The organism is Archangium primigenium (genome assembly GCF_016904885.1).
GTDB classification, from domain to species: Bacteria; Myxococcota; Myxococcia; order Myxococcales; family Myxococcaceae; genus Cystobacter; species Cystobacter primigenius.
Map to the genome: position 1 here is coordinate 1,779,476 of NZ_JADWYI010000001.1, position 13,914 is coordinate 1,793,389.

General features: G+C 72.2%; 13 protein-coding genes. 6 read left to right on the forward strand and 7 right to left on the reverse strand.

Going from position 1 to position 13,914, the window contains the following annotated elements; genetic code table 11:
- Positions 1-4: 4 nt before the first annotated feature.
- Genes I3V78_RS07660 through I3V78_RS07680 form a run of 5 tightly spaced genes read right to left on the reverse strand, consistent with a single transcriptional unit; the run spans position 5 to position 5,099 of the window.
- Positions 5-658, reverse strand: a complete 654-nt coding sequence (locus tag I3V78_RS07660) for a tetratricopeptide repeat protein (RefSeq protein WP_204485655.1) — start codon at positions 656-658, stop codon at positions 5-7.
- Positions 652-1,806 (reverse strand): hypothetical protein, encoded by a 1,155-nt coding sequence (locus tag I3V78_RS07665; protein ID WP_204485656.1) that lies wholly within the window; start codon positions 1,804-1,806, stop codon positions 652-654. Before I3V78_RS07665 ends, I3V78_RS07660 begins: the two co-directional genes overlap by 7 nt.
- Positions 1,796-3,502 (reverse strand): hypothetical protein, encoded by a 1,707-nt coding sequence (locus tag I3V78_RS07670; RefSeq protein ID WP_204485657.1) that lies wholly within the window; start codon positions 3,500-3,502, stop codon positions 1,796-1,798. Before I3V78_RS07670 ends, I3V78_RS07665 begins: the two co-directional genes overlap by 11 nt.
- The gene (locus I3V78_RS07675; protein WP_204485658.1) at positions 3,502-4,107 is read right to left on the reverse strand and encodes a porin family protein; all 606 of its coding nucleotides are present in this window, start codon (positions 4,105-4,107) and stop codon (positions 3,502-3,504) included. Before I3V78_RS07675 ends, I3V78_RS07670 begins: the two co-directional genes overlap by 1 nt.
- Complete coding sequence (locus tag I3V78_RS07680; protein WP_204485659.1) at positions 4,104-5,099, reverse strand: hypothetical protein; 996 nt, start codon at positions 5,097-5,099, stop codon at positions 4,104-4,106. Before I3V78_RS07680 ends, I3V78_RS07675 begins: the two co-directional genes overlap by 4 nt.
- 208 nt (positions 5,100-5,307) lie before the next feature.
- Here I3V78_RS07680 and I3V78_RS07685 point away from each other — a divergent pair, with 208 nt between their 5' ends.
- Positions 5,308-6,735, forward strand: coding sequence for a Do family serine endopeptidase (locus I3V78_RS07685; RefSeq protein ID WP_204485660.1), 1,428 nt, complete (start codon positions 5,308-5,310; stop codon positions 6,733-6,735).
- Here I3V78_RS07685 and I3V78_RS07690 read toward each other — a convergent pair.
- On the reverse strand, positions 6,712-7,203 hold the full coding sequence (locus I3V78_RS07690; RefSeq protein ID WP_204485661.1) for a YchJ family protein: 492 nt from the start codon (positions 7,201-7,203) through the stop codon (positions 6,712-6,714). The two genes, I3V78_RS07685 and I3V78_RS07690, sit on opposite strands and share 24 nt — an antisense overlap.
- Positions 7,204-7,284: 81 nt before the next feature.
- On the opposite strand from I3V78_RS07690, the gene I3V78_RS07695 reads away from it, so the two are divergent.
- The 5 genes from I3V78_RS07695 (at position 7,285) to I3V78_RS07715 (ending at position 12,479) form a co-directional block, all read left to right on the forward strand.
- A complete protein-coding gene (locus tag I3V78_RS07695) occupies positions 7,285-8,178 on the forward strand; it encodes an undecaprenyl-diphosphate phosphatase (protein ID WP_204485662.1) in 894 nt (297 codons plus the stop codon).
- Positions 8,179-8,183: 5 nt separating this feature from the next.
- On the forward strand, positions 8,184-8,771 hold the full coding sequence (locus tag I3V78_RS07700) for an NUDIX domain-containing protein (protein WP_204485663.1): 588 nt from the start codon (positions 8,184-8,186) through the stop codon (positions 8,769-8,771).
- Positions 8,768-10,870, forward strand: a complete 2,103-nt coding sequence (locus I3V78_RS07705; RefSeq protein ID WP_204485664.1) for a PAS domain-containing sensor histidine kinase — start codon at positions 8,768-8,770, stop codon at positions 10,868-10,870. Before I3V78_RS07700 ends, I3V78_RS07705 begins: the two co-directional genes overlap by 4 nt.
- Positions 10,871-11,141: 271 nt before the next feature.
- Entirely contained in the window at positions 11,142-11,513 is a 372-nt protein-coding gene (locus I3V78_RS07710) for a response regulator (protein ID WP_204485665.1), read from the forward strand.
- Between the two features lie 72 nt (positions 11,514-11,585).
- Positions 11,586-12,479 (forward strand): hypothetical protein, encoded by an 894-nt coding sequence (locus tag I3V78_RS07715; protein ID WP_204485666.1) that lies wholly within the window; start codon positions 11,586-11,588, stop codon positions 12,477-12,479.
- Between the two features lie 9 nt (positions 12,480-12,488).
- On the opposite strand, the gene I3V78_RS07720 is transcribed toward I3V78_RS07715, so the two are convergent.
- A complete protein-coding gene (locus I3V78_RS07720) occupies positions 12,489-13,913 on the reverse strand; it encodes an MBOAT family protein (protein WP_204485667.1) in 1,425 nt (474 codons plus the stop codon).
- Between the last annotated feature and the right edge of the window lies 1 nt (position 13,914).

A 13,914-nucleotide genomic window follows, 5' to 3' on the forward strand; every position in this document is an offset into this window, starting at 1 on the left:
GGGGCTATTCCTCTCCTGCGGAGGCGGTGGCGCGGAGGGCCTCGGCCACGCCCGCGTCCTCGGGGTTGATGCTCAGGGCCTTCTCCCAGGCCTGGCGCGCGAGCTTCTGCTGGCCGAGCTTCATGTACAGCGAGCCCTTCATGGCCAGCAGCCGCGCGTCCTGGGGGTACTCCTTCTCCAGCGACACCAGCTCGATGAGGGCCAGCTCGTAGCGGCGCGCGGCGAACATCTCCTTCACCCGCGCCACGCCGCCCAGGTAGCTGCGCGTGCGCGCCGCCTTGTTCGCGTCGATGAGGGGCGCCGCGTCCTTCTCGCCGGCCTTGGCCTGGGCGCCGACCACGGCCTCCGCCAGCATCTCCTCGTCCGCGGACGTCAGCATCTCCACGGGGCCGCCGGCCACGAGCGGCAGGCGCACCTCGTAGCCGCCGGTGGCCTCGGGCAGCTCCATCTCCCAGACGCGCCCGTTCTCCGCCATGCGCAGGATGTACTTCTGCGGCGGCGGGAGCGGCGGCTTGGCCTTGCTCGCCCCGGGCGTGCTGCTGGGCGCGGCCGTGCGCCGCATCTCGTCGGGCACCACCAGCACCTTGGACGTGGCCGTGGTCTCGCACGCGGGCAGCGCCGCGACGAGCAACAATCCCCAGAAGCGCGCGCTCACCATGTGAATCCCATTCCCAGCTGCGGGGTCAGCCCGCCGATCGTGTAGGTGCTGTCCGTGCTGCTCGCGAAGGGCACCAGGATGCCGAGGCTCGCCTGGAGGGAGATCCGGTGCGCCATCACGCACTCGGCCTGGGCGTTGAACAGGGGCGAGTTGCCCTGCACGCCCGTGAGGAGCATGCCCACCGAGCCGCCGCCAAAGCAGTTGATGCTGTAGACGTTCTCCCGGTTGAGCCGCGAGAGCAGCGTGGCCGAGAGGATGCCGCCCACCAGGCGCGAGGGGTTGATGATGCCCGCCACCGTGCCGCCCAGCCGCCAGGTGCGCTCCTCGCCGAAGGCCTCGGTGAAGCGGTAGGCCGTGTAGGGCGCCCAGACGGAGCCCTCGGGGTGGCCCTCGGTGGGGATGATCATCGCGCCCAGGTGCAGCGCGTGGTTGAAGTGGGGCCGCGCGTCGATGCGGTCCTGCAAATCCTTGAGCCGCGCCTCCCGGCTCTGCACCTTGTCCGCCGAGCGGTAGAGCAGCGCCGTGTGCGGGTGCACCCGGTAGCCCTCGGCGAAGAAGACGGAGGCGTCCTCGGCGCGCACCAGCTCCACGTCGAAGGCGAGCGCGTTGGGCGCGGTGTGCAGGGTGAGGCTCGCGTTGAGCACCACCTGGGTGTTGTACTTCTTCATCAACTGCAGCAGGTCCTCGCGGCGCGAGATGCCCCGGCGCACCACCCACGCCCCGTCCTCCACCTGGGCGTGCGTGGCGTAGCACTCGTAGCAGCGCACCACGCGCACGTTGGCCGCGCGGTAGATGGCCGCGATGAGCCGCGCCTCGATGATGCTCGCGAACTCGGGGTTCATGTTGTCCGAGACGCGCACGCGCTCGAGCAGGATGGGTGAGACGCGGTTGGCGCCCAGCCGCGCGATGTCCGCGGCGAACTCGTCGAGGATCTCCTCCAGCACGTCGTTGGCGTCCACCTCGGCGCCCGGGCGCACCAGCCGGCCCTCGCGCGTCTCCAGGCGCGTGGGGGACCGGGGCCTGGCGTAGATGCTGGCGCCCGCGGGGACTTCATTGTCCGCGGGCGGGCTCGCCGCGGGAGGGGATTGGGCCCCCGCGGCCAGGGCCCAGAAGAGCCCGGCGAGGAGGACGACGGCTTCACGGCGCATGCGGAACCTCCGTCTTCGCGGGCGCGGAGACAGGGGGAGGAGAAGAAGGGCCGCGCGGGAACCACGCGCGCGAGGTGCCATCCGCCAGCGGCAGGGCGAGCAGCGAGTAGGGCTCCGGCCACGCCACGGAGAAGTCGGGCGGCGGCAGCATGCCCGGGGGCGCGCCCACGGCCACCTGGCCCACCGCCACGAAGGCCCGCGCGCGCTTGCCCTTGGCCGCCGCCTGGGGCGCGCGATCCTCGAGCGCCGCGAACAGGGGCGGGAAGACCTTGTCATGGCGCGAGTGCACACCCTGGCGCATCGCCTCCAACTGGGTGGCGAGCACCGGGCGCCAGCGCGCCTCGGTCAGGTCCGCGCTCGTGGTCACCACGGACTGCGCGAGCGCCAGGACGATGCGATCCACCTCGTCCAGATCCTTCGTCGCGGCGCGGTCCTGCCGGCGCAGGGTGAGCAGTCGCTCGATGGCGCGCGTGAAGCCCGCCGCGTCGCCCGCGGCGAGCGCCACCTCGGCGCGCAGCGTGTGGCCTCGTGCCCGGCCCGGGGTCCCCGGCTCCTTGAGCAGCCGCTCGGCCACGTCCAGCGCCAGCCGGGTGTTGCCCTGCTCCAGCGCGAGTCCGCCCAGCGTGGCCAGCCGCCGACCGAGCCCCGCCGCGGGCCCCAGGTCCCGCAGCAGCGCGAGCGACTCGGGCCCCAGGCCGCCGCGCGTCAGCGAGGCCAGGGCGAGGCCGCGCAGGGCCTCGGCGATGGGGTCCTGCGCGCCCGCGAGCGCGGGGAAGACGGCGGCCCAGCCCTGGGCCAGGGTCTCGCGGTGGCCGAGCGCCTGGTGGGCCAGGGCCCGTCGGTAGAAGATCTCGCGCCGGGGGGCCACCTCCGCCGGGGGCGTGTCGGCGCCGGGCCAGGCGGCCTCGGACGCCGTGAGCGCGAGCACGTCCTCCCAGCGGCCCTCCTGGGCCAGCCACGCCGCCGCCTGGACGACGAGCGGCAGGCGGTACGCGGCGAGCGCGGGCTCGCGGGCGAGGCGCTCGAAGTGCGAGGGCGGCAGCAGGCCGAGCGCCAGCCGCAGCATGTCATCCAAGGGCCGGTCCTCGGGCGCCAGGGCGGCGGGGTCGAACGCGCGCGCCACCTCCCGGGCCGCGTCCGCCTGGCCGAGCACGAGCAGCCGCGCCGCCTGGTGGTGACTCAGCCGCGCCCACGCCTCGTCCTCCAGGGTCTCCCGGAGAGCCGTCCGGAGCTGGGGCGAGAGCAGGCTCAACTCGTCGGCGGCGGGCACGGGCTGGCCGCAGGACGAGGGCTTGAGCCGGAACTCCAGCCGCTCGTGGTTCCAGCGCTCGTCCTCCAGGGGCCAGCGCAGGGCCTGATCCTGGGGCAGGGGGGCGGCGCGCCGGAAGAAGTCCGGGGCCAGCACGTCCCGCCACAGCGTGGGCGCGCTGGTCGCGGCCGCCCCGAGCCGTCCCCTACGGGCCTGCTCCAGGCGCAGCAGCGTCCGGGGGCCGAACAGCGCCTCGGTGGCGGGCGTGGGTGCCAGCGGCTCGCAGTTGAGGAAGTGCACCAGGTCGACGTAGAGCCGACGCCGCTCTCCCTGCTCGGCGTCCGCGAGGGGCTCGGCGAGCTGTACCACCAGGGCGTTCAGGTCCCGTGCCCAGAAGGGGCCGGCGTAGGGGTTGGCGGACAGGAGCCCCGCCAGCAGCGCGCCCATCACAGCACCACCCCGAGCGTCAGCGTGGGCAGTACCCCGAGCGACAGCAGGCCCCGGCTGCGCGACTCGAAGCTGAGCACGAGCGGCACGTCGAGCTGGGCATGGAAGCGCGGGCCCATGCGCATGAGTACGCCGGGGCCTCCCATGGGCGAGGGGCTCACGCCCCGATCGGTGAAGACGAAGCCCATGTGCCCGGCCAGCTGGAGGTCGAAGTGCACGAGCGTGCCCTCGCCGACGAGCGCCTTGCCGTAGCCGAGCGTCTGCCGCCACCCGGCGGCGAGCAGGGCCACGGGACGGTGGGCGTCGGGCACCAGGCCCGTGCGTTCGAACACCTCGGTGCCCGCCGCGCCCAGGCTCGACACGAAGAGGCCGAGCTTGAGCTCCACGCCTCCGGACTCCACCGGGTACCAGCTGGCCGAGGCCATCAGGCCCGGGTTGCTGTAGTAGTCGCCGCGGGACAGGTAGCCCAGGCCCGCCGTGGTGAAGACGTGGTGGCGCTTGAGCAGCAGGCGCCGCTCTACTCGTGCCGGCTCGCCCTCGGTGCCGGGAATCGAGGCCGTGGGGTCCGCGGCCAGCAGGGCGGTGAGCACACCGGCGAACATCATGAGCCGCTCTCCGTCAGCATGCACCCGGGCGTCTGGTTCCACACCCGCGGCTCCCCGTCCGGAGGCATGGGGTAGAGCCGCTCGCAATTCGCGCGGCACACCTCGAGCGTGTAGCGGAGGGTCTGGCTGGGGGGCTTCTGGGTCCGGGACACCGGGGCCGAGGGGACGGTGAGGGTCAGGCGGATGCGCGGGGGCTTCGTCGGCTCCACCTTCACCGCCTGCTTGCCGTACACGAAGTCGATGCCCGAGAGGACGGAGGGGGCCGCGCAGCCCTTGAACTCCCGCACCGACGCCAGCTCCTGGGACGTGAAGAGGGGATAGCCGGCGTCGGGGGGCTGCTCGAGCTGGACGAGCGGCAACTGGTTCCGGGCGGCCTCCTCCAGGGCGGCGGTCAGGCGGGCATCGGTGCTGAAGGTCCAGAGGGCGGCGAAGTCGGCGCCCAGGCCCTGTTGGGCCTCCGGGGTCGCCAGGCTCCACAGCAGCGCGGGCCCCGTGCTCCAGGAGCGCATCGCGCCGAGCTGGGACTGGAGGATCGGGGGCAGCGGCAGGTTGACGTTGTTGAAGTAGAACATCACCGGCTTGACGCGGGCCGTGCCGTAGCGCTGCACCGCGGTGTTCACCTCCGCGCCATGGGCATTGAGGTTCAACTGGCGGTTCGTGCTCTGCTGGCAGTTGGGCGACAGGTCCTGGGGGGACAGCTCCATGCCCGTGCGTCCCGAGGGCAGCAGCGCGGCGCGCAGGGTGTTGCGCAGGTGGTTGCGCACCCGGGTGCATTCGGTGGCGTCCGGGATGTTGAGATCGAAGATCAGCCCATAGACGAGCGGCGCGTCCTGGGCGCCCAGCACCTGCTCGCGCTTGAGCTGCTCGAGCTCGGGCGGGTGGGGGTCCACGAAGTAGGACTCACACGCCGTCAGCCCCAAGAACCCGAGCGCCAGCACGCCGAGCACCCGACCGGGCGACCGGCGACATTCCTGCCACTCCGTGCGCGTCACGTGAACGACCACTCCCCCGCTTTGCCTGCCGGCCTGGGCGGCATCTTTATAAGCGCAACCGGCGCACCCCTGTAAAGGCCCCCCTCGCCTCCGAGGGAAGGGGTCATGGTGGGGAGCCGAGCAGGCATCCTCCCGCCCGCACCGACAGGGCCCGTGGTTGTCGCGCTCCTCGGGGTTCCCAATCTTGTTCCCGGAGGAGATCACCTTCATGAAGCTCGCCCGCCTGTTGGTCTTGTCGCGTGTCGCCCTGTTGCCCGCCTTGATGTGGTCCGCACCGGGCGTGTGTGAGCCCCGACCTCCGGAGAAGTCGGAGGCCCTGTCCATCGCGAACCTGGTCGAGGCCGTGAAGGACTCCGTCGTCAACGTGGACGTCCAGGCCCGCGCGCCGTCGGCGGAAGGCTCCGGGGACTTCTTCGAGAAGTTCTTCGGCATGCCCAACGGCTCGGGGGGCTCGGGAGGGCTGGGGGACTCCGAGACGCGCCAGCGCATCCGGCAGGGCGAGGGGTCGGGTTTCATCATCGACGCCAACGGCCTCATCCTCACCAACAACCACGTGGTGGAGGACGCCATCGCCATCCGCATCCGCCTCAATGACGGGCGCCAGTTCGACGCCCGGGTGCTGGGGAGGGATCCGCTCACGGACCTGGCGCTGCTCAAGCTCCAGGGCGACGTGAAGAACCTGCCCGTGGCGCGGCTGGGAGACTCGGACGCCGTGCGTGTGGGCGACACGGTGGTGGCCATCGGCAACCCGTTCGGTCTCACCTCCAGTGTCAGCGCGGGCATCCTCTCGGCCCGGGCCCGGGACATCCAGTCCGGCCCCTACGACAACTTCCTGCAGACGGATGCCGCCATCAACCCGGGCAACTCGGGCGGCCCGCTCTTCAACGATCGGGGCGAGGTCATCGGCATCAACACCGCCATCGTGGGCGGCGGCTCGGGCATCGGCTTCGCGGTGCCCTCGAGCATGGCCCAGAAGCTCCTGCCCCAACTGCAGAAGGGGCAGATCCACCGCGGTTGGCTCGGGGTGGCGGTGCAGGATCTGACGCCGGAGCTGGCCCAGGCGCTGCGGGTGCCGATGACCCAGGGCGCCATCGTCACCGACGTGCAGCCGGGCACGCCGTCCGCGGACGCGGGCCTGCGGCGCGACGACATCCTCACGGCCATCGACGGCAAGCCCATCGAGTCCTCGCGGGCGCTCACCCGCGAGGTGGGCTTCCGCCAGCCCCAGGAGGCCCTGACCCTCACCGTCTACCGCGACGGCAAGTCCCGCCAGCTCAAGGCGAAGCTCGGCGAGCGGCCGGATCTGGAGGGCAACGCGTCCGCGCCGCCGCCCGAGGCGCGCGCGGCGGACTCCGGCCGGGAGCTGGGCCTGAGCCTGCGCGAGGCGGACCCGCGCCTCACCCCGGGCGTCAAGGGCGGGGCGCTGCTGGTGGACGTGGCGCCGGGCTCGCCCGCGGAGCGCGCGGGGCTCCAGCCGGGCATGACCATCGTCGAGGCGGGGGGCAAGCCGGTGCGCGGAGCGCAGGCGCTCACCCAACTGCTCAAGGGCCAGAAGCCGGGCGCCGTGGTGCTCTTGCGCGTGCAGGTGGGCAAGAGCCGCCTCTTGCGCGCGCTACCCATCCCCGCGGGGAGCTGAGGCGGCGAAGGTCTCCAGGGTCAGGGACTCGGGCGGCACGGACAGCGCCCGGGGCGTGGCGGACTCGCCGCGCAGGTAGCGCCAGCCGGTGCCATCATGTTGGAACTCCGAGCGCTCCACGAAGGACACGTCCCGTCCCGACTCGAACACCCGGGCATGGAAGAGCACCACCGCCGTGCCCCCGGGCTCCGCGAGTCGCCGGTCCAGGATGTGGAGCCGGGGGTATTTGAGGGCGGTGGCCCGGGCGCGCACCTCGCGCAGGAAGTCCGCCTCGGGCCGGGCGCGGTCCGGGTGCTCGGGGTGCAGGGTGCGCCAGAGGTAGGCCACCTCGCGCAGGGCGAAGGCGCTGTAGCGCGAGCGCATGAGGGCCTCGGCGTCGGGGGCTTCCGCCTCGCCGGCGTGGTAGCGGCCACAGCAGGCGCGGTAGCGCAGGCCGGAGGTGCAGGGACAGAGCGGGGCAGGGGGCATGGCGGGGTGTTCCTGGACGACACGGCCGATGGAATGGCGCTTGCTGCCCCGCAGGCTAGCGCATAGATGCCTGTGCACCGCATGAGTCTTCTCCAAGCCATCGTCCTCGGGCTCGTCCAGGGGCTGACCGAGTTCCTCCCCATCAGCTCCACCGCTCACCTGCGCATCGTCCCGGAGCTGTTCGGCTGGCCGGATCCCGGCGCGGCCTATTCGGCCGTCATCCAGTTGGGCACGGTGGCGGCGGTCATCCTCTACTTCCGCAAGGACCTCGTCGTGCTGGCCCGGGCCTTCTTCGAGGGCCTGCTCAAGCGCGCGCCCATGGCCACCGTGGAGTCGCGCCTCGCCTGGTTCGTGCTCGTGGGCACGCTGCCCATCGGCGTGTGCGGCCTGGCCTTCAAGAAGACCATCGAGACGTCGCTGCGCTCGCTCTACGTCATCTCCGGCAGCCTCATCGTCCTGGCCCTCATCCTCTTCATCGTCGAGCGGCTGGCCTCGCACAAGCGCACCCTGGCGGACATGACCTGGCGCGATGGCGTGCTCGTGGGCGTGTGGCAGGCGCTGGCGCTCATCCCGGGCTCCTCGCGCTCGGGCACCACCATCACCGGCGCCCTGTCCCTGGGGCTGCGGCGCGAGGATGCGGCGCGCTACTCCTTCCTCTTGTCCATTCCCGCCACGTCGCTCGCGGGCCTCTTCGAGCTCAAGCACCTCTTGGAGGCCACCGAGCGGCCCTCCACGGTGGCGCTCGTGGTGGGCACGGTGGTGGCGTTCGGCTCGGGCTGGGCCGCGATCGCGTGGCTCTTGAGCTATCTGCGCAAGCGCTCCACGCTCGTCTTCGTCTTCTACCGCGTGGCCCTGGGCCTGCTGCTGCTCGGCCTCCTGCGCGCGGGCATCCTCCACCCCCAGTCGGGCCTGGAGAACACGGACACCGCGTCCCGGCCCCTCCAGACGCCGGTGGAGCGGCAGCTCACGGAGTAGCCCGCGTGCACCCGCTCTTCGACGCGCTCGAGACCCATCTGGCCACGCGGCCCGCCCAGGCGGTGGACCTGCCCGGACTCGTGCTGCGCGAGGCGGCGGTGCTGGTGCCCTTGCTGCTGCGCGACGAGCGGCCCCACGTGTTGTTCACCAAGCGGCCCACCACGCTGCGCCACCACGCCGGGCAGTACTCGTTCCCGGGCGGCTCGCGGGACCCCGAGGACTCGACGCCCCTGCACACCGCGCTGCGCGAGACGCGCGAGGAGCTGGGCATCGACGTGACGGGCGTGCGGGTGCTCGGGGGGTTGGACGAGGTGCCCACGCTGGGCGGCTCGAACTTCCGCATCCGGCCCTTCGTGGGCGTGCTGCCCCGGGGCCTGGAGTTCAAGCCCAACCCGGCCGAGGTGGAGTTCATCATCGAGGTGCCCCTGGCGCACCTGCTGGCGCCCTCCGTCCACCGCACCGAGTCACGCCGGGCCGGGGGGCTCGTGTACGAGGTGGACTTCTTCACCTGGGAGACCCACGTCATCTGGGGCGCCACGGGCCGCATCCTCCGGGACGTGGTGGGGCTGGCCCGCGAGCTGTCCCCTCCATGAGCAGGACCCTGGGGGCGTGGGGGCGGGCCCGGCGCGGGACGCTGCTGCGCGCCTGGCGCGAGCGGCTGGCCCGGCGAGAGGCGCGGGCGGAGGACCCGCCGGGGCTCGCGCCGCCCGTGCTGCTCGACGCCCTGCTGGACAGCATCCCCGTGGGGCTGTTCTTCATGGATCGCGCGCTGCGCTACGTGCGCGCCAACCGGGTGCTCGCGGACATGAATGGTGTCCCCCTGGAACAACTGCTCGGGCGCAGCTTGTGGGAGGTCGTCCCGCTGCTGGCCGACAGGCTCGCGCCGCTCTACCAGCGGGTGTTCGCCACGGGCGAGGCGCTGTTGGACCAGGAGATCAGCGGGGTCACCGCCGCGGCGCCGGGCGAGCGGCGCCACTGGCGCGTCAGCTACTACCCGATCCGCGGGCCCACCGGCGAGGTGGCGCTCGTGGGCGGCGTGCTGATGGACATCACGGACCTCAAGCGGGGACTGCTCGCGCTCGAGGCGCGCCAGGGGGAGCTGGCCGAGACGGGCCAGCGCCTGGAGGCCATCCTGGAGACGGCGGTGGATGGCATCTTCACCTGCGACGAGCGGGGCCGCATCCAGCGCGCCAATTCGGCCGCGGGCCGCATCTTCGGCTACGTGCCGGAGGCCCTGGTGGGGCGGGACGTGCGGCGTCTGCTGGCGCGGCCCTACCGGCGCGAGCTCGTGCGCTTCTTCTTGTCCGAGGAGGAGCGGGGGCCCGGCCGCGAGTGGGAGGTGCGCGGGCGGCGCAAGGACGGCCGGCTCTTTCCCCTGGAGCTGTCGGTGGGCGAGGTGCGGCTGCCGACGGGGGGGCGGCTCTTCGTGGGCACCGTGCGCGACATCTCCGCGCGCCGGCGCTCCGAGCAGGCTCAGGCGCTCTTCGTGGAGACGGGCACGCTGCTGGCGCAGTCGCTGGATCTGCCCACCACCCTGAAGAACCTGGCCGAGGTGGTGGTCTCCCACCTGTCGGACTACTGCCTCGTGGACCTGATGCAGGCGGACGGAGTGCTGCGGCGGCATCAGGTGGCGGCGCGGGACGCGTCGCCGCGGGCCGCCCTGGAGGCCACCCTGTCCTGGACGATCACGCTGCGGGAGGGCAGTCCGGTGACCCGGGTGGTGCGGGGCCACGAGGCGGAGTTCTTCGCGCCCGTCACCCCCGCGTGGCTGGACGCGGTGGCCGAGCACCCCGCGCACCGGGCCCTGCTGGGCTCGTTGGAACTCCAGGCGGTGGCCATCCTTCCCCTCAAGGCCCGGGGTCATCTGCTGGGCCTCATGTCCATCGGCTGGACGCGGCTGCCGTCCGCGCGGCTGTCCGAGGAGCTGGAGATCGCCCAGGGCGTGGCGGACCGGGCGGCCATGGCGCTCGACAACGCCCGGCTGTACCAGGAGGCCCAGGACGCGGTGCGCATGCGCGAGGACGTGGTGGCCATCGTCAGCCACGACCTGCGCAACCCCCTCAACGCCATCACCCTGTCCGCCTCGTCCTTGCTGCGGCGCGTCGACGTGGACGCGCGCACCCACCAGACCGCCCAGCGCATCTCCGCGGCCGCCGAGCGCGCCAGCCGGTTGATCCGCGACCTGCTCGACTTCACCCAGGCCCGCGTGGGGGGCATCCCCATCCAGCCCGCCGCCCTGGACTTCCACGAGCATGTGCGGCGCGTGGTGGACGAGGTGCGCCTGGCCTGGCCCGGGCGCGTCATCCACGTGACCACCGAGGGGGAGGGCCAGGGCGCCTGGGACGAGGGGCGGCTGGCCCAGGTCATCACCAACCTGGTGGGTAACGCCCTGCAGCACAGCCCGACCGCCTCCGCCGTGACGGTGTCCGTCCAGGGCTCACCGGGGGGAGTGCGCCTGGACGTCCACAACGAGGGCCCACCCATCCTCGCCGAGGCGCTCCCCACCCTCTTCGAGCCCTACCGCCGGGGCACCGGGACAGGAGAGCGGGGAGGCAGCCTGGGGCTCGGTCTCTTCATTACCCGGCAGATCATCCACGGGCACGGGGGTTCCATCTCCGTTAATTCTCAACCGGGGGATGGGACGACCTTCGTCGTCCGGCTGCCCCGGCATCCAGGCGAACCCCTGGTGTAGATCGTTGTCCTTGGAGTGTTGGAGAACGAGAATTTTATGACATCGCCCTCCATTCGGACGCGCGGGGTTGCCCTCCCCGAGACGTTCCCGGCCGGTACCGCGTGCTCGCTATTGCTCGCACCCGGCCACATCGTGGATGGTGCGGATGCCGTGCGTCGTCTCGACTTCGTCCTGAGCGCTCGTGCCTCGGAGGTTCGTTCCCTCCCGGCACGAGGAGCCCGCATCCGGGGGAATCGCGAGTCCACGTTCCGGTGTGGCTCGGAGCGCCCCCATGGCCAGGATTCTCATCGTCGATGACGAAGTACACGTGGTCGGTGCTCTCCGCCGGTTGTTGCGGCGTGAAGGCTTCTCCATCGAGGTCGCCCTCGGTGGCGAGGAGGCCATCGAGAAGCTGGCGACCTTTCCAGCGGACGTCGTCATCTCCGACTTCCGCATGCGGGGCATGAACGGCCTGGAGCTGCTGGGTCAGGTGCTGCGCATCGCGCCCTCGACGGTGCGGGTGCTCATCTCCGGGCACGCGGACCTGTCCTCGGGCGGGCCCCAGGCCGGCATCATCTCCCACTTCATCAGCAAGCCCTGGGACGATGATCGCCTCATCGCCGACGTGAGAGCGCTCCTGGGTGCCCAGGGCTCCCCGTCCTGAGGGACGCGAGGTCGGAAGTGAAGCCGGGCGGGCGGTGTTGGTGACGAGAACCCATCGGGAAGGATGCTCCGCATGCCGTTGGCCGCCCCCTCTGTCGCGAGCGACCCGCCCGAGCCGCATGCCCTGCCTCCCGGCCCGGACGAGCCCGTGCTGCTCGAGGGCGTGCAGGGTGGACGCCAGCTGCTGACCTGGCCCGGCACCTGGGTGTTCGCGCTGACCGTGCTGCTCGGCCGCCACCTGTTCCTGGCCGCTCCGCTCCTGTTGCTGTTCGCGGCGGGGAGCTTCCTCGGTGTCTTCTACCTGCGGTACGCGGGGCGCTTCTGGCTCACCTGCGAGCGGCTGGTGTGGGCGCCGCGCGTGGGCGGGTCGGTGGAGGTGCCGCTCGCGTCCATCCCGTCCGGAGGCATCACCGCGCGGCCCGTGTGGGGCGAGGTGCGGGTGGAGGGCGCGCGGCGGCTCACGGTGCGTCATGCGGGCCTGGCGGGCCGCCTGGCGGCGCTGTTGGAACTGCACCGGGACGCGCCCTTCCTGGGCACGGTGGATGGCACGTCCCAGGCGGGAGAGGTGTCCGTGCTGCCCGCGCGGCGGATGTCCGCGAAGGGGGCCGAGCAGGGGGTGGCCGTGCTGCGCCCCGGGTACGCCGCGTTCCTGCCGGAGCGCCGCCGGGGCGAGGTGTTCCGGGGACTGACGCATGCGCGGGTTCAGGCGCCCGAGGCCGAGGTATCCCTGGCGCTGCTGCTGGAGCACCTGCGGCTGCTGCCCGAGCCGCAATTCGATGCGTGCCTGCGCCGGGCCGTGTTCTCCACGGGAGGGGAGCTGTGGCCCGCGGCGGAGGTGGCCTCGGGCACGGCGATGGCGCCGGGGCGGGTGCGTCTCGTGGGCGCGCGCGGCGTGGGCATGGAGCTGCGGCCCGGTCCCGCCGAGGCCGAGGCCGCGCACCGCATCGTGCGCCAGTGGGTGATGTGAGCGGCGCGCCTAGAACTGGAAGTACACGTAGGGACGCGTTTCGACGGAGGCGAGGTGGCGCACCCCCAGGCCCACCGCCACGAGCACCACCGCGCGCACCGGCACCGGCATCCGCACGAAGAGCTCGCCCGCCTGGTGGAACCAGCGCAGGGGCGTCACGTGGCTCACCACCGCCACCGCCAGCATCACCCACACGAGCGTGCTCACGTTGGCCAGGCCCAGGCTGCCCTCCAGCATCCGCGCGTACATCTCCCCGGCGTGGGCGAGCGTGGGCGAGCGGAAGACGACCCGCGTGAGCACCACCACGCTGAAGGTGGCCAGCATGCCGAAGCCCGCGCGCACCACCGCCGCCGGGCCGTGCTTGGGCGGCTTGCCCGTCATCCACCACCACACGCGGATGACGCACTCCATGGCGCCGTGGGACAGCCCCCAGATGGCGAAGCGCCAGTCCGCGCCGTGCCACAGGCCGCCCAGCCCCATCACCACCATCAGGTTGAAGAGCGCCCGGGGCCTGGACACCCGGTTGCCGCCCATGGGCCGGTACAGGTAGTCGCGCAGCCACGTGGACAGGCTGATGTGCCAGCGGCTCCAGAACTCGAAGAGGTTGGTCGCCAGGTAGGGCCGGTTGAAGTTCTCCTCGAACTTGAAGCCGAAGAGCGCCGCGGTGCCAATGGCGATGTCCGAGTACGCCGAGAAGTCGAAGTACAGCTCGAAGCTGTAGGCCACCGCCGCCACCAGGCACTCGGCCGAGGTGTACGCCTCGGGCGTGGCGAACACCGGATCCACCAGCCCGCTGCCCAGCACGTCCGCGATGACGAGCTTCTTGGCCAGGCCCACGGCGATCCGGTACAGCCCCTGGCCGCCCTGCTCGGTGGTCAGCGTGGGCACGTCCTCGAAGCGCTCGATGAGGTGCGAGGCGCGCACGATGGGGCCCGCCACCAGGTGCGGGAAGAAGAGCAGGTAGAGCAGGTGCTCGAAGTACGTGTGCTGACGGGAGATCTCCCGCCGGTAGTTGTCGATGACGTAGCTGAGCGCCTGGAAGGTGAAGAAGGACAGGCCCACGGGCAAGAGCAGCCCGAAGGGCTCCGCGCGCACGTGCACGCCCAGGGGCTCGAGCAGCACCCGGGCCGACTCGCGGAACAGGTCCGCGTACTTGAAGGTGCACAGCACGCCCAGCGTGCTGACGATGGAGACGACGAGCAGGGCGCGGCGCACGCCATCCGAGCGGTAGCGCCACATGCCCCGGATGCACAGGTGGTTGACGCCCGTGGCCACCGCGAAGAGCAGCAGGGGCAGGGGCGTCCACATGCTGTAGAACAGCAGGCTCGCCCCCATCAGCACGCCCAGCCGCGGCCACTTGTGCTGGCTCACCGCCCAGTACAGGACGAAGGTGGCGGTGAGGAAGAACAGGAACTGGAGGCTGTGGAAGTACACG

Excerpts from the sequence above, each read along its gene's own strand:
- I3V78_RS07685 (WP_204485660.1), top strand. The coding sequence starts at position 5,308 with ATGAAGCTCGCCCGCCTGTTGGTCTTGTCGCGTGTCGCCCTGTTGCCC.
- I3V78_RS07715 (WP_204485666.1), top strand. The coding sequence starts at position 11,586 with ATGCCGTTGGCCGCCCCCTCTGTCGCGAGCGACCCGCCCGAGCCGCAT.
- I3V78_RS07695 (WP_204485662.1), top strand. The coding sequence starts at position 7,285 with ATGAGTCTTCTCCAAGCCATCGTCCTCGGGCTCGTCCAGGGGCTGACC.
- I3V78_RS07660 (WP_204485655.1), bottom strand. The coding sequence starts at position 658 with ATGGTGAGCGCGCGCTTCTGGGGATTGTTGCTCGTCGCGGCGCTGCCC.
- I3V78_RS07665 (WP_204485656.1), bottom strand. The coding sequence starts at position 1,806 with ATGCGCCGTGAAGCCGTCGTCCTCCTCGCCGGGCTCTTCTGGGCCCTG.
- I3V78_RS07670 (WP_204485657.1), bottom strand. The coding sequence starts at position 3,502 with ATGGGCGCGCTGCTGGCGGGGCTCCTGTCCGCCAACCCCTACGCCGGC.
- I3V78_RS07675 (WP_204485658.1), bottom strand. The coding sequence starts at position 4,107 with ATGATGTTCGCCGGTGTGCTCACCGCCCTGCTGGCCGCGGACCCCACG.
- I3V78_RS07710 (WP_204485665.1), top strand. The coding sequence starts at position 11,142 with ATGGCCAGGATTCTCATCGTCGATGACGAAGTACACGTGGTCGGTGCT.
- I3V78_RS07705 (WP_204485664.1), top strand. The coding sequence starts at position 8,768 with ATGAGCAGGACCCTGGGGGCGTGGGGGCGGGCCCGGCGCGGGACGCTG.
- I3V78_RS07690 (WP_204485661.1), bottom strand. The coding sequence starts at position 7,203 with ATGCCCCCTGCCCCGCTCTGTCCCTGCACCTCCGGCCTGCGCTACCGC.